Genomic DNA, 15,233 nt, shown 5'->3' on the forward strand with positions numbered 1-15,233 from the left:
TAAAAACCGATGCGATCGTCCTGAAAGATCCCTTTGCAAAACCAGCTCTGAAAAATTCACGAGCATACCGTTGTGCCGTCTAGCCCAGCGATTTGATGATTTCCCGATAGGCCGTTTCGGGAAACGCTTTCAGCGTGCGCGTCCGGATGTTTCCCTGCAGGCCCAGCTGCAGGCTGAAACGCGCCGCCACGGCGTCATCAGGAGCTTCGTAGATCGCGACGATGTCAAAGTCGCCCATGGTAAGGAAAAAGAATTTGAACTCGCCGCTCATATCCTTGAGCGCTTTCTTTGCTGCGTCCAGACGGCTGGGCGAGTCCTTCACCTTCAGAATGCCTTGCTCGGTCCAGTTTGCAAGCATGACATATGTGGTCATGGCCATCCTCCCTTTGCACGAGGCAACGGCGCCTACGTCGCAGGCGCGAAGAACACGACCCGGATGAGGTGCGTATAGTCGGATTCGAACACCATGATCGCCACGAACACCAACACCAGCACCGGCGGCAGCAGGATGGCATAGCTCAACGCCAGCCGCTCCCAGGCCATGTGCATGAAGACGGCGACGATCAAGCCGGCCTTCAACACCATGAACAGCAGGATCAGCGACCATCTGAGATAGCCTTGGAAGTGAAAGTAGTCGACGAGATAGGAGCAGGCGCTGAGGACGAACAGCCATCCCCAGACCACGAGATAGAGCTTGATCGGGTGCTGCTGGCCCTTTGCGTGCGTGGCTCCTGATGCGGGCACGTCATGCACATGCGCGTGCAGCGAAGGTTGCTGGGCTTCCAGATGTACCGCCACGTTTGTCATGCGCCGACCTCACCAAAGATAAAAGAAGGCAAAGATGAACACCCACACCAGATCGACGAAGTGCCAGTACAGGCCCATGATCTCGACGATCTCGTAGTGTCCCTTTCTGCTCGTAAAGAAGCCGCGCCTTTCGACGTCGAAGTCTCCCCGCCAGACCTTTCGCGCGATGGCGATCAGGAAAATCACGCCGAACGTCACATGCGTGCCGTGGAAGCCGGTGATCATGAAGAAGCTCGAGCCGAACTGCGCCGCGCCCCAGGGGTTTTCCCAGGGCCGTACGCCCTCCATGATCAGCTTGGTCCATTCGAAGGCCTGCATTCCGACGAACGTTGCGCCAAGCGCCGCTGTAACCAGCATCAAGACAGCGGTTTTGACGCGATCGCGGCGGTAACCGAAATTGACGGCCATCGCCATGGTACCGCTGCTGGAGATCAGGACGAAGGTCATGATGGCGATCAGGATGAGCGGGATATGGTGCCCCGCGATCTCGAGAGCGAACACCTCGCTCGGATTCGGCCACGGCACCGTCGTGGACATTCGCGCGGTCATGTAGGACAGCAAAAAACAGCTGAAGATAAAGGTGTCGCTCAGGAGGAAGATCCACATCATGGCCTTCCCCCAGGAGACATTCTTGAACGCGCGCTGATCCGAGGACCAGTCGTCGGCAATGCCCCGCAAGCCGGCGGTCTGCGCGGGCGATTCTCCAGGGTTTGTCAGCACAGTTTCTGCCATCTGGTCTCTCCTAGGTGAGCAACCGGCGACAGATGTCGACGAAATCGTCCGTCCAGCCCGTCAGCAGACCAAGCAAGACCAGCCACACCAACAGCAGGAAGTGCCAGTAGATCGTGCAGAGCTCCACGCTCAGGCGCACCTGGGCCATCTCGGCGCCGCGCCACACCCTGGCAGTCGCTCTGCCGAGCGCCACCAGACCGCCCATCAGGTGCAGCCCGTGCGCCGCGGTCATCATGTAGAAGAAGGAATTGGCTGGATTGGACGCGACGAAATAACCCGCTGCGCGCAGCTGTTGCCACGCCAGCAGTTGCCCAATCAGGAATGTAACCGCGGACGCGCCGCCTGCGCAGAGGCCGACGATCACACCGTCCATGTTGTTCCGGTGCGCGGCCACATATGCCCAATGCAGCGCAATACTGCTCAGGACCAGGACGCCCGTGTTGAACCACAGCAGCGAAGGCACGGGCATCGTGCGCCAGTCCGCCATGTTCATGCGCATCGAGTAAGCGCTGATGAAGAGTGCGAACAGCGAGCCGGCGACAGCGAGAAACACGCCCAGTCCGATCTTGGCTGCCGGCAAGGTCACTGCACCAGTGCCCGGGAAATCATCGATCGAACCTTCTTCCAGCCAGGGTTTGGCTGTCAGCCGTTGCTGCGAGAGCCACCATCCGACGATGACCGTTATCACCGCCATGAACAGGATGATGGCGCTCACGGCGCAGCTCCCTGAAGGGCCGGCGTCGCCCGCGGCTGGTTCTGCGGAATGAAGTCCTGCGCGGCACCGGGCACGCTGTAGTCATACGCCCATCGGTAGACCACCGGGAGCTCCTTGCCCCAGTTGCCGTGCCCGGGCGGGGTTTCCGGCGTCTGCCACTCCAGTGTTGTCGCCCGCCATGGATTGCCGCCCGAAGGCCTGCCCTTGAACAGGCTCCAGACAAGATTGAACAGGAACACCATCTGGGCGAAGCCCACGATTAAGGCCATGACGGTGATAAAGGCATTGAGCGTATGGGTCGATGACGGGATGAACGCCGCCTCGCCGATGTCGTGATACCGGCGCGGAACGCCGAGCAGTCCAATATAATGCATGGGGAAGAAGATCAGATAGGCGCCGAGGAACGTCACCCAGAAATGAAACTTGCCCATCCAGTCATCCAGCATTCGCCCGGTGACCTTGGGGTACCAGTGATAGATCGCGCCCAGCACGACCATGATTGGCGCCACGCCCATCACCATATGGAAATGCGCGACGACGAACATGGTATCCGAAAGCGGAACGTCCACGACGACGTTGCCGAGGAAGAGGCCCGTGAGCCCGCCGTTCACGAACGTGATGATGAAGCCGAGGGCGAACAGCATCGGAACGGTGAGATGAATGTCGCCGCGCCACAGGGTCAGCACCCAGTTGTAGACCTTGATGGCGGTCGGGATGGCGATGATGAGCGTCGTGGTGGCGAAGAAGAACCCGAATTTCGGGTGCATGCCGCTCACATACATGTGGTGCGCCCATACGACGAAGCTGAGAGCGCCGATTCCCACGATCGCCCAAACCATCATGCGATAGCCGAAGATGTTCTTTCGCGCATGGGTGCTGATCAGATCGGAAACGATGCCGAAGGCCGGCAAGGCGACGATGTAGACTTCCGGATGGCCGAAGAACCAGAAAAGGTGCTGGAACAGGATCGGGCTGCCCCCGCCATACTTCATCTGCTGGCCCATCTCGACGAGTGCGGGCATGAAGAAGCTGGTTCCCAGCAGACGGTCGAACAGCATCATGACCGAGGCGACGAACAGCGCCGGGAAGGCCAGCAGCGCCATCACGGTGGCCGTGAAAATGCCCCACACCGTTAACGGCATCCGCATCAACGTCATGCCGCGTGTACGCGCCTGCAGCACCGTCACCACATAATTCAGCCCGCCCATGGTGAAGCCGATGATGAACAGGATCAGCGAGACCAGCATGAGAACGATGCCCCAATCCTGCCCGGGGGTACCGGAGAGAACCGCCTGCGGTGGGTAGAGCGTCCAGCCGGCGCCGGTGGGCCCGCCAGGCACGAAGAAGGTCGACGCCAACACCAGGACTGCGAGCAGGTAGATCCAGTAGCTCAGCATGTTCACATAGGGGAAAACCATGTCCCGGGCGCCGACCATCAGCGGGATGAGGTAGTTGCCGAAACCTCCGAGGAACAATGCCGTGAGCAAATAGATCACCATGATCATGCCGTGCATGGTGATGAACTGGAGGTACTGGCTTGCATCGATAAAGGAAAACGTACCGGGAAATCCCAGTTGCAGTCGCATCAGCCACGACAGTACCAGGGCCACCAGCCCGATTGCGGAGGCCGTCAGCGAGTACTGGATGGCGATGACTTTGGCGTCCTGCGAAAAGACATACTGCGTCCACCAGCTTCTGGGATGATAGAGCTCAACCTCCGGCACTTCGGCAGGCGGAGCGTCCGCGCGTGCGTCATATGGGACATCGACCATAGAAAACCCTCCTTGGTCGTTTCCATCGGGGGTGATGAGTTCACACGCCCGATCGATCTTCGCAGCGGCGCCTTCCTACTTGCCGCCGGATTTGTACGTCGCCTTCGTCACGGCGTTTCGGCCTGACAATTCTGCAAACGTCTGCTGCTGCTCCAGCCAGGCGTGATACTCGCTTTCTTCCTGGACGATGACCTTGGCCCGCATCTGCGCGTGCGCCACGCCGCATAGCTCGGCGCAGAGCACATCAAACGTTCCGGTTCGGATCGGGGTCATCCAGAAATAGGTGACCATGCCAGGAACCATATCCATCTTGGCCCGGAATTCGGGCACATAGAAATTGTGCAGGACATCGAGGGAGCGGAGCAAAACCTTGACCGGCTTCCCGATCGGAAGGTGCAAGTCGCCGCTTTCGATCACGACGTCGTCTTGTCCATTCGGATCGTCGCGATTCAAGCCCATCGGGTTTTCGGGACTGATGTTGCGGACATTGGTTGTGCCCATCCGGCCATCCTTCCCCGGCAGGCGGAAGCTCCATTGCCACTGCTGGCCCATGACCTCGATCTCGGTGGCGTCAGCCGGAACCGTGACGAACTGATGCCAGACGACGAGGCCCGGCGCCAACATGGCTCCGACGCCGACCGCAGTCCCGATGGTGAGCCACCATTCGAGCTTCTTGTTTTCGGGATTGTAGGCTGCCCGCCTTCCCTCCTTGTGATGAAAGCGGAAGACGCAATAGGCCATGAACGCGATGACCGCGAAGAACACCGCTCCGGTGATCCAGAAGGTGATGCTGATGGTGTGGTCGATGTAGCTCCAGTTGGTGGCGATCGGCGTCCACCACCACGGGCTGTAGATGTGAAACAGCACCGAGCCGACTGCGACCAGAAGCAGTATGAGTGCGACAACCATCCTTCAGCCCTCCTTGCCATTCAAGGCAACGGAGACGGGATTAAAGGGCGCAGCTCACACTATCTCGATGGCCGACTTCACATGCACCATCGCAGTGTGTCTTGCCTCGCCCATATGACCGGTCGCGACATCCAAACGTGGCACGGAGCACACGTTACGACCGCTAACCATCAGATCCGGGGCGTCAGAAATTAAGATGATACCTGTCCAGCCGCGCGTCAATAGATCAATAGAGGACTACCTCGTCGGAGTGCGCCAAACGGCTGCCGCAGCCAAGCGCGCGTCAGCCGGCACAATCGTTTGCACGCAACGCACCAAATGACTGCCAACGTGCACACTTCACCGAACCGTGAGCGCTGCCTAACCGCAATCGCGTTAATCTGGCTCTGCAGGTCGCGACAAGTTTCGTCCGGCTAAGCTCCTCTTCGTTGAACTCGGGTTTACCGTACTCGGCTCGATCGCGTTTCTCGCACTTTGCGGCGGACACGCGTGGCTGGAAACCGCGTCGTTTCAGCGCCGCGACTTTCAGCACGGGAGGTGCGTCGATGGCCACTCTGTATTCCGACAACATCGCAAGAGTTGGACGGCACGTATTCGGGGACGCCGCCTCATATCCGATCCGAAAAATCGGACTATCCGACCTGCACGAGGCGCTGCGCCTGGGCTGGGAAGACTTCAAGGCAATGCCAAGCCACGCGGTCGTCGTGTGCGTGATCTATCCCGTGCTCGGTCTTGCCCTGTTCAGGATGGTCCTTGGCTATTCGGTACTGCCTCTGCTGTTTCCGCTGGCAGCCGGGTTTGCCTTGCTTGGACCGTTTGCCGCGATTGGTCTGTACGAGCTCAGCCGCCGCCGCGAGCGCGGCGAGGAAGTCGACGTATCGAAAGCGCTTCACGTGCTGCGCGCGCCGGCTTTCGGCGCCATGATCGAACTCGGCATTCTCCTGCTCGTCCTGTTCGGGGCCTGGATCGGGGTTGCGAACGCCATCTACGTTTCAATCTTCGGCCACGCTCCGGCTGCGAGCATCCCGGACTTCGCAACGCGCGTGCTGACGACGCCGGAAGGATGGTCGCTGATCATCGTCGGGTGCGGCGTCGGTTTTGTGTTCGCGGTCGTGGCCCTGTGCGTCAGCGTCGTATCGTTTCCGTTGATGCTCGACCGGCATGCGACTGCGATAGACGCGATCCGGACCTCGATCTGGGCCGTGATGAAGAATCCGGTTGCGATGGCCGCGTGGGGGCTGATTGTCGCGGCGCTGCTGGTGATCGGTTCGCTGCCGCTGTTCGTTGGACTGGCCGTCGTTCTGCCGTTGCTCGGCCATGCCACCTGGCATCTGTACCGGAAAGTGGTGGAGCCGGATCCCAATCCTCCACAGGAGGAAGAACCTCACCTGCGCAAAGGACACCGCTACGCTGCGGATTTCCCGGCCAATCTCTTCCCGTGGAGCCGTGAGAAGTGAGAGACGAGTGATACGCGGCTTGTAAGCCGTTACGACCGCGTCGCCAGCACCACGCCCGCCAGCGTGAACAGCAGCGCCACGATCTGGACTGGGCCCAGCGGCTCGCCCAGGGCTGCCGCCGAGGCCACCACGCCGATGACCGGCACCGCCATGGTGCCGATCGCGGCGACCGAGGCCGGCAGCCGCGACAGCGCGGCAAACCAGCTGACATAGGCGATGCAGAACTGGATCACGGTGGAATAGATCAGCAGCCACCAGCCGATCTGGCTGACCTTGCCCAGATCCGTGGTCTCGATCGCGAGGCCGACGATGGCGACCGGAAAGCAGCCGAGTCCGATCTGCCAGGCGGCGGCCGGGATCGGCGGCATGTCGAGCGGCAGTTTCTTGGCCAGCACCGTGCCGAGCGCAAAGCCCATCGAGCCGGCCAGCGCCATCACGATCCCCGGCAGTTTGGCGGCGGAGGCCGTTACCCCATTGCCGCCCATGATGGCAGCGAGCCCAGCGAACGCCATCACCAGCGAGACCGTGCGCAATAAAGTCGGCCGCTCGCCCAGCACCGGCCAGGCCAACAGCGAAGCCCAGACCGGCATGGTATAGGCGATCAGCGCGGTTTCGCTGGCCGGCAGCCACAGCAGCGCCAGCCCCATCAGCACCATCCACCCCGTGACATTGAGCAGCGCCGCCAGCATCAGCCGCGGCCACAGCGCCCGGTCGACCCGCAGCGTCTGTCCCCGCAGCAGCGCCAGCGCCGCCAGCAGCAAGGCCCCGATCACCCCCGTGACGCCGCGCAGGGTCAGCGGCGGCAGTTCGCCGAGCAGGAATTTTGTGACCGGCCAGTTAAAGCCCCACCCCACCGAGGTGATGGCGAGGAACATAAGGCCGGCGGGTGCGATACGCGCACGCGCAGCTGGTGGCACAGGCTCTGTCATGAACGACCGGCAAGGACCGAAAAAGAATCGGAGAAAAGGGAATCGGCTCAAGAATCAGCCGGAGGGAATCGGCGGCGACTTTGGCCCTTATCGGGGCTAGCTACCATCGGCCCGCCGGCATGCCAGGGTGGAGTTCTCCGTAGCCTTACGTGAGTCTCCAAAGCGCAATCCCGGAAGGCCCGGAACAGGCGAATAAATACTTGTCCTGTGAACAGCCGGGAGAAGGCTGCGCTCCACAGGCCGGCAACTTTTTTTTCCTTGTCGAATCTGTGAGGACTCACTGATACTTGGGCCGATCACAGGCGCGAGATCACCCCCTGTTATCCCCCTCTTTCCACCATATTTAGTATTTGATTCAGGAACTCGTACTAGTCCTTGACGGGCGTAACGGACTTGGCCTAGCTTTCTTCCTGTTCGGCGCGAGTGTGTTTTGGGTCCCCGCCGGTCATCCCAAAAGGGTTCCGAAATGACCACTCCGTCCGCCGGTCGAGGCCGCGGCTGAGGACTTTTCTGCCCTTAAAACCCGGGAATTCCTCTCGGAATTTCTGGGCAGTTCGGGGCGCGAAAACGGGGCCGCAAGGCCCGAAAAAAGCGGGCCGGAACAGGCCCAAAGTGACGCGGCAAGTGAAGCGTTGGGGCGTTGATTGCATGACCTGGAAGGCCCGGATCGGGAGCCAGGAAATGCCAGAGAGACAGACCGGGTTCACCGGTTGAGCTGCGGATCAAGGGATCAGGGTTGCAAGGGCTATTCTTATAGTCCCGACGCAGCCATGGTTCGGGAGGTCCGCTCAAGGATAACATTCCGGAACCCGCGACAATGCGGACCGGTCAGAAGAAGACGGGGCACGACCATGCGAATCGAACGGCGCAACACGACTCAAGGCCAGTCACCCTACGCAGGGATTGATTTCAGATTAACGACATCGGAGATCCGCAATCCCGATGGTTCGATCGTGTTCCGGCTGGAAAACGTCGAGGTGCCGCAGTTCTGGTCGCAGGTCGCTTCCGACGTGCTGGCGCAGAAGTATTTTCGTAAAGCGGGCGTCGCCGCGCGCCTGAAGAAGGTCGAGGAAGAGACCGTGCCGTCCTGGCTGTGGCGCTCGGTGCCCGACACCGAGGCGCTGGCCCTGCTGCCTGAGAACGAGCGCTTCGTCAGCGAACTCTCGGCAAAGCAGGTGTTCGACCGCCTCGCCGGCTGCTGGACCTATTGGGGCTGGAAGGGCAGCTACTTCTCGAGCGAAGAAGACGCGCAGGCGTTCTTCGACGAGCTGCGCTTCATGCTCGCAAAACAGATGGTCGCGCCGAACTCGCCGCAGTGGTTCAACACCGGCCTGCATTGGGCCTACGGCGTCGATGGCCCCGGCCAGGGCCACTACTATGTGGACTGGAAGACCGGCAAACTCACAAAATCAAAATCGGCCTACGAGCATCCGCAGCCGCACGCCTGCTTCATCCAGGGCGTCGATGACGACCTCGTCAACGAGGGCGGCATCATGGACCTCTGGGTCCGCGAAGCCCGGCTGTTCAAATACGGCTCCGGCACCGGCTCCAACTTCTCGCGCCTGCGCGGCGAAGGCGAGCGCCTGTCCGGCGGCGGCCGCTCATCCGGCCTGATGAGCTTCCTCAAGATCGGCGACCGTGCGGCGGGCGCGATCAAGTCCGGCGGCACCACGCGCCGCGCGGCCAAGATGGTCGTGGTCGATGCCGACCATCCCGATATCGAGACCTATATCGACTGGAAGGTGAAGGAGGAGCAGAAGGTCGCGGCGCTGGTCACCGGCTCCAAGATCAACCAGAAGCACCTCAAGGCCGTGCTGAAGGCCTGCGTCAATTGCGAAGGCTCCGGCGACGACTGCTTCGACCCCGAGAAGAACCCGGCGCTCCGCCGCGAGATCAAGCTCGCGCGCCGCGCGCTGGTGTCCGACAACGTCATCAAGCGCGTGATCCAGTTTGCCAAGCAGGGCTACAAGGACATCGACTTCCCGACCTACGACACCGACTGGGATTCGGAAGCCTACCTCACGGTATCAGGCCAGAACTCCAACAACTCGGTCTCGCTGAAGGACGATTTCCTGCGCGCCGTCGAAACCGACGGCGACTGGAATCTGATCGGCCGCACCAGCAAGAAGGTGACGAAGACGCTGAAGGCCAGGGATCTCTGGGAAAAAATCGGTCACGCCGCCTGGGCGTCGGCCGACCCCGGCCTGCACTTCAACACCACCATGAACGACTGGCACACCTGCAAGGCGTCCGGCGACATCCGCGCCTCCAACCCGTGCTCGGAATACATGTTCCTGGACGACACCGCCTGCAATCTGGCGTCGGCCAACCTGATCACCTTCTACAGCACCACGACAAAACGCTTCGACGTCGAGGCGTATGAGCACCTGTGCCGGCTCTGGACCGTCGTCCTGGAAATCTCCGTGATGATGGCGCAGTTCCCGTCGAAGGCCATCGCCGAACTCTCCTACGAGTTCCGCACGCTCGGCCTCGGCTTTGCCAACATCGGCGGCCTCCTGATGACCATGGGCCTGCCTTACGACAGCAAGGAAGGCCGCGCGCTGTGCGGCGCGCTGACCGCTGTTATGACCGGCGTGTCCTATGCGACCTCGGCCGAGATGGCCAAGGAATTGGGCCCCTTCCCCGGCTACAAGAAGAACGCCGCGCACATGCTGCGCGTGATCCGCAACCACCGCCGCGCTGCGCATGGTGAAAGCCGCGGCTACGAGGCGCTTGCCGTCAACCCGGTGCCGCTGGATTACGCCAGCGTGCCGCAGACCGACATCGTCGAGCGCGCCAAGGCCGCCTGGGACCTCGCGCTGCAACTGGGCGAAGCCCACGGCTACCGCAACGCGCAGACCACGGTGGTGGCGCCGACCGGCACCATCGGCCTCGTGATGGATTGCGACACCACCGGCATCGAGCCTGATTTCGCGCTGGTGAAATTCAAGAAGCTCGCCGGCGGCGGCTACTGGAAGATCATCAACCAGGCCGTCCCGGTGGCATTGCGCACGCTCGGCTACCGCGAAGCTGATATCGCCGAGATCGAGGCCTATGCCGTCGGCCACGGCTCGCTCTCCAACGCGCCCGGCGTCAACGTCTCCACCCTGAAGGCCAAGGGTTTTACCGACGAAGCCCTGGCCAAGGTGGAAGCCGCGCTGCCGACCGCGTTCGACATCAAGTTCGCCTTCAACAAGTGGACCTTTGGTGAAGAATTCCTGCGCGAAACGCTGAAGCTGGCGCCGGAAGTCATCGCCGCCCCCGGCTTTGACCTGCTCGCCGCCGTCGGCTTCACCAAGCGGGAAATCGAAGCCGCCAACGTGCACATCTGCGGCGCGATGACAGTGGAAGGCGCACCGCATCTGAAGGCCGAGCACTATCCGGTGTTCGACTGCGCCAACCCCTGCGGCAAAATTGGAAAACGCTATCTGTCGGTCGAGAGCCACATCCGCATGATGGCGGCCTCGCAGCCCTTCATCTCGGGTGCGATCTCCAAGACCATCAACATGCCGAACGACGCCACCGTCGAGGATTGCAAGTCCGCGTACCTGCTGTCCTGGAAACTGGCGCTGAAGGCCAACGCGCTCTACCGCGACGGCTCGAAGCTTTCGCAGCCGCTGAACTCGCAGCTCATCAGCGATGATGACGACGAGGATGATGCGACCGACGCGTATTACGACAAGCCGATGGCCGCGCGCACCGCGCAGGTCTCGGAGAAGATCGTCGAGAAACTGGTCGAGCGTATCGTCGTGATGCGCGAGCGCGAGAAGATGCCGGACCGCCGCAAGGGCTACACCCAGAAGGCGGTTGTCGGCGGGCACAAGGTCTATCTGCGAACCGGCGAATATGACGACGGCCGGATCGGCGAGATCTTCATCGACATGCACAAGGAAGGCGCGGCGCTGCGCTCCTTCATCAACAACTTTGCGATCGCGGTCTCGCTCGGCCTGCAATATGGCGTGCCGCTGGAAGAATATGTCGACGCCTTCACCTTCACCCGCTTCGAGCCGGCGGGTCCCGTGCAGGGCAACGACAGCATCAAGTACGCGACCTCGATCCTCGACTACGTGTTCCGCGAACTTGCGGTCAGCTACATGAGCCGCTTCGACCTCGCCCATGTCGATCCCTCCGAGTCGAATTTCGACGCGCTCGGCAAGGGCGTCGAGGAAGGCAAGGAGCCGGACGGCAGCCAGGGCCACCACCAGGCGACAAAGTATCTGTCCAAGGGCCTCACCCGCTCGCGCACGGATAATCTGGTTGTCATGCGCGGCGGCTCGACCGCCGTCTCCTCCGGCTCCGACCAGGCGCCGACAGGCGGCTCGCGCGTCACCTCCCTCGCCGCCCACGGCGCCACCTCCCGCGCAGCCGACGCCGTCGAAGGCGCCGTCGCCCTGAAGCAGGAAGCCCAGCACGACCTGTCACCGACGGAAAAGCTGGAAGCCCTGCAGTGGAGCAAGGCCGGCGCGGCGCAGGCCGCCCAGCCCACCGTGACCAAAGCTGAACGCCGTGCGGAGGCCAAGGCGCGCGGCTACGAAGGCGAGATGTGCTCGGAGTGCGGCAACTTCACGCTGGTGCGGAACGGGACCTGCATGAAGTGCGATACGTGTGGAAGCACGACGGGGTGCAGCTGAGCGAACACACGTGAAAAGAGGGTGGCGCAACATGCGCCACCCTAGACTGAAAGGAACAAATACAGTACGAACTACTGTTTATACTGGTAGAGTTTTGATTTGATGCCTGACTCAAAAAGGTCGACAGGTCGACCGGCCCGCTCGCGGAGAATTCGGCCGCAGGTTCAAGCGCAACACATCGACTATGCACTTCATACGCTAGGATGGGCTTCCTTCCAGGACTTATGTGCATCCGTTTTTGAAGTCGTATTCGACCGACCTGTGAACTTCTATTCTAAGACACACGACGGGGGCCGCGACGGCTCATTCAAGGGATTGATCGACCCTCGACCGGGTAAGAAATCAAAACGAGATTCTACGCTTCAAACCAAGCACGTCAGTCGCGCGGACACGTCGCTCACACTAGCGAGCCTGTCTTCGGAACGAAAGAAGGTACGGACCTTAGTCAAACAGGGGCGAGCCGATAGTTATAGCTCGCCACAAAGACCTCTTTCATCTTCACTACGAGGAAGTCCTTCTGTCCTTCGCCGGATTTGCGTCCTCCGGTGACGTTATCCAGTGCTTCGTCGGAGATTTTGTCGCTCGCTTGAACCTGCTCGGTCTTCATTGTCCCGCTCCGTGTTGTGTGGCGCTGTGCGCCGTTGAACTGGAGCGAGTATGCCGGGCGGCGATCAGGCTTACCGTGACGTGCGTCACAAAGGAAAAGCCCCGCCGGTTAGGGCGGGGCTAAAGCAGCGCTCTTAGCGCGATGCTCTTATTTTCCGCCCTTGGGCTTTATGCTGAGACCCTTCAGCGTGCCCTCCGCACCCTCGGTGATCTTGTCGAGGCCCATCCGAATCCCCGTTCCAACAGCAAACGAGCCTACAATGACGGCGATATACACAAAGCCGCCAGACACAGCGTCGAGTTCGTTGTCAGTAAGAGCGGGCATCGTGTTCATATGTGAAGAGTGGGTCTGCATGACGAGCCTCCAGGTTGGGGTCGGGATCATCCAGACCGTGCTCTTAACTAGAGCGAGCCCGGGACGGGCGCTGTGAGCAACATCACACTGTGACCCGCCTGCGCACCATCGGCACGAGATCGCAGTTCGCGACTCGCGACCAGACCGAAAACCCCTCGGTGTTGCGCCTGGGTGACAGCCCTTTCTCCCCACCTTCGATAGCCTGTCATCATCACAGTGCGTGAGGTGTGCCATGACCGAGCGTGTTATTTCGGAATTGTCGAACTATTCGTATGAGGCAATTTTGGCAGTCTGTGGCGTGGGTTCGTTGGTGTCGCTCCTTGTCGCAGCTACTGCCTGAAGAGGCCACCAACTGAAGCGGCCTAACGCTCGCGGCGAAGCTTCGCTCATTCGTGCACCGGCCCCACACTGGCGAGGCCCATAGGGCGGATTGAAGCCGACCTGTCCGCCGTAGCTCGAAGAGCGAAGGCGGAAGGCGCAATCCGCCGTTTTCGGATCAAGCTAAGGCGGCGGATTACGCTTCGCTCCAATCCGCCCTACGCGTTACTTGAATCGGGTTCGCCGCCGCCGCATTTCCATGATCAGGTGGCCCGACGCGCAACGCTGCGTCCCACCACACGCCGGGCCAGTCAAACCAAAGCGGGGTTGAGGGGCGCCGGTTTGACCGAATCGTTGATATCCGAACTTCGTGGCAGAAACCGGCCGGCGCCGGGCTGTTCGCGTGATGGCTGACGGTTAGCGACGCGAACGCGATGAACGAGCGTAGCCCGGATGAGCAAAGCGATATCCGGGGCGGTGCAGAAATGGTCCCGGATGTCGCGGAGCCAGTCATCGGGCGCGCATTCGCGCGACCCGTTGGCTCATCCGGGCTACGCTTGCTGACAGGCGCGCGTCCAATCCCATCTCGTCATGCCGGGGCGCGTCCCGGCATGACGTCATCTTGTGACGAGGCCGCTCCAGCCCCGACAGCGCAACTCTAGGCGACCATCGTCCGGCCGCCGCCGAAGTTGATGTTCGCCCATGGCGAATAAAACTGTTTGACCCAATTCAGGTACTGGATCTCGCCTTCGATCGCCCGCCGTCCGCCGCTCACCTGGTCGAGGTCGGCAACCGACAATTCCACCGTGCCCTGGCTGCCGAGTTCATCGTTCCGCGTCTTCATGTTCTGCTCCGTTGGATAAGAAAGAAGGATCATCCTTCGATTTATCGGGTCAGGATGAGACCACGGCGATTCAATTTCCGTGATTTGAATCACGTGCCCCCGTAGGGCGGATCGCAATTGTCGCTCGGTTTCCGTTGTCGTCCCGGCCTAGTGCGCAATTGCGCACGGGGGGCCGGGACCCATACGCCGCGGCCTGTATTGTTCGGAAAGAAGATAATGACCGGCACGCAACACAACAGCCGACGGTGGCTATGGGTCCCGGCCCCGTGCGCAATTGCGCACTAGGTCGGGACGACATCGGAGAGTGTTCTTCGAAAACGGCGGATTACGCCGGAGCCTGTCACCGGGCCGCGCCTTGCGCGGACCCGTTCGGCTAATCCGCCCTACCGCCCTGCCGCTCCTTCGAATTTCGCCTCGAGATGAATCCACGAACTGTGCGGAGCATCACACCAGGCATCGCGGGTTCAAGGCAGATTGCGACCAGTAGAGACGATCTCGAACACGGGCTTGCCACGACCAATGTCAGAACCTCCCAGGAAATCGATTGCCATGCGCGTTGCGAAGGTTCTCCTTGGCAACGATGAGCCCGCGTTCATTGCCGCCGCGGCTGGAGCATCAATTGCCTGGGGCATCCTCATGGCTTGCCAGACCAGCTATCTCGGCCCCCGTCCGGCCCCGCCGCTTTGGCAGGCGATCGGAAGCGGGATCGCGGTCGGCATGTTTCTGATGCCGTTCTTTTTCATGGGGATTTCCCGGGCAATCGGGTTCATGTCGCATTGGGCGGCCCTCGTCCTCATGAGCGCCGCATTCTATTTTCCCCTTGTTCTGGTGCACATGAGAGCACTCCAGCTCCCCTCCTCCGCATTCATGGCCGTAAGCGTCGCCTATGCAGCTGCGGCCATCCTCGTGGCCAGACGGATCGTGAAATGGCACCGCCGCGCGTCCGTGCAATAGCTGCCGCTGCTCCGTAGCCGAAGGCTTCATTCACTTGTTCGGATTGCAGCAAGTGCACCCGTAGGGCGGTTTGGAGCGCAGCGTTTCAGTTGTCGTCCCGGCCTAGTGCGCAATTGCGCACGGGGGGCCGGGATCTACCGTGTTAGCTGTCAAGAGGCGTTAGCGCCTTTCCAAGGCTGTCCGGACCTGATTACGGCATTGGCG

At 61.2% G+C, this 15,233-nt stretch carries 13 protein-coding genes; 3 read left to right on the top strand and 10 right to left on the bottom strand.

Annotated features, from left to right (window positions below; genetic code table 11):
• Nucleotides 1–79 precede the first annotated feature (79 nt).
• The 6 genes from JQ611_RS23780 to JQ611_RS23805 all read right to left on the bottom strand — a co-directional run bounded on the left by JQ611_RS23780 (nt 80) and on the right by JQ611_RS23805 (nt 4,935).
• Complete coding sequence (locus JQ611_RS23780) at nt 80–373, bottom strand: GYD domain-containing protein (protein WP_212389676.1); 294 nt, start codon at nt 371–373, stop codon at nt 80–82.
• Nucleotides 374–405: 32 nt separating this feature from the next.
• Nucleotides 406–807, bottom strand: a complete 402-nt coding sequence (locus JQ611_RS23785) for a cytochrome C oxidase subunit IV family protein (protein WP_212466762.1) — start codon at nt 805–807, stop codon at nt 406–408.
• A 9-nt stretch (nt 808–816) separates the two neighbouring features.
• Complete coding sequence (locus JQ611_RS23790; protein WP_212389674.1) at nt 817–1,539, bottom strand: heme-copper oxidase subunit III family protein; 723 nt, start codon at nt 1,537–1,539, stop codon at nt 817–819.
• Between the two features lie 10 nt (nt 1,540–1,549).
• The gene (locus tag JQ611_RS23795; RefSeq protein WP_212262038.1) at nt 1,550–2,254 is read right to left on the bottom strand and encodes a cytochrome c oxidase subunit 3; all 705 of its coding nucleotides are present in this window, start codon (nt 2,252–2,254) and stop codon (nt 1,550–1,552) included.
• Entirely contained in the window at nt 2,251–4,026 is a 1,776-nt protein-coding gene (locus JQ611_RS23800; RefSeq protein WP_212262040.1) for a cbb3-type cytochrome c oxidase subunit I, read from the bottom strand. Before JQ611_RS23800 ends, JQ611_RS23795 begins: the two co-directional genes overlap by 4 nt.
• A gap of 75 nt (nt 4,027–4,101) precedes the next feature.
• On the bottom strand, nt 4,102–4,935 hold the full coding sequence (locus tag JQ611_RS23805; RefSeq protein WP_212262043.1) for a cytochrome c oxidase subunit II: 834 nt from the start codon (nt 4,933–4,935) through the stop codon (nt 4,102–4,104).
• Between the two features lie 545 nt (nt 4,936–5,480).
• On the opposite strand from JQ611_RS23805, the gene JQ611_RS23810 reads away from it, so the two are divergent.
• On the top strand, nt 5,481–6,392 hold the full coding sequence (locus JQ611_RS23810; protein ID WP_212466763.1) for a DUF2189 domain-containing protein: 912 nt from the start codon (nt 5,481–5,483) through the stop codon (nt 6,390–6,392).
• 29 nt (nt 6,393–6,421) lie between these two features.
• Here the strand turns inward: JQ611_RS23810 and JQ611_RS23815 are convergent, their stop codons facing one another.
• A complete protein-coding gene (locus JQ611_RS23815) occupies nt 6,422–7,321 on the bottom strand; it encodes a DMT family transporter (protein WP_212466764.1) in 900 nt (299 codons plus the stop codon).
• Nucleotides 7,322–8,172: 851 nt separating this feature from the next.
• Here JQ611_RS23815 and JQ611_RS23820 point away from each other — a divergent pair.
• Nucleotides 8,173–11,952 carry a vitamin B12-dependent ribonucleotide reductase gene (locus JQ611_RS23820; protein WP_212466765.1) on the top strand — a complete coding sequence of 1,260 codons (3,780 nt, stop codon included), beginning with the start codon at nt 8,173–8,175 and terminating at the stop codon, nt 11,950–11,952.
• Nucleotides 11,953–12,397: 445 nt separating this feature from the next.
• On the opposite strand, the gene JQ611_RS23825 is transcribed toward JQ611_RS23820, so the two are convergent.
• The 3 genes from JQ611_RS23825 to JQ611_RS23835 all read right to left on the bottom strand — a co-directional run bounded on the left by JQ611_RS23825 (nt 12,398) and on the right by JQ611_RS23835 (nt 14,075).
• Nucleotides 12,398–12,559: a hypothetical protein gene (locus JQ611_RS23825; RefSeq protein ID WP_212466766.1), complete on the bottom strand. Its 162-nt coding sequence runs from the start codon at nt 12,557–12,559 to the stop codon at nt 12,398–12,400.
• Between the two features lie 147 nt (nt 12,560–12,706).
• Entirely contained in the window at nt 12,707–12,913 is a 207-nt protein-coding gene (locus JQ611_RS23830; protein WP_212031404.1) for a hypothetical protein, read from the bottom strand.
• A gap of 976 nt (nt 12,914–13,889) precedes the next feature.
• Nucleotides 13,890–14,075: a hypothetical protein gene (locus JQ611_RS23835; protein WP_212466767.1), complete on the bottom strand. Its 186-nt coding sequence runs from the start codon at nt 14,073–14,075 to the stop codon at nt 13,890–13,892.
• Between the two features lie 549 nt (nt 14,076–14,624).
• Between JQ611_RS23835 and JQ611_RS23840 the strand changes: the two genes are divergently transcribed.
• Nucleotides 14,625–15,029 carry a hypothetical protein gene (locus JQ611_RS23840; protein ID WP_212466768.1) on the top strand — a complete coding sequence of 135 codons (405 nt, stop codon included), beginning with the start codon at nt 14,625–14,627 and terminating at the stop codon, nt 15,027–15,029.
• Nucleotides 15,030–15,233: the final 204 nt, after the last annotated feature.

It is taken from the genome of Bradyrhizobium sp. AUGA SZCCT0182 (genome assembly GCF_018130185.1).
Taxonomy (GTDB): Bacteria; Pseudomonadota; Alphaproteobacteria; order Rhizobiales; family Xanthobacteraceae; genus Bradyrhizobium.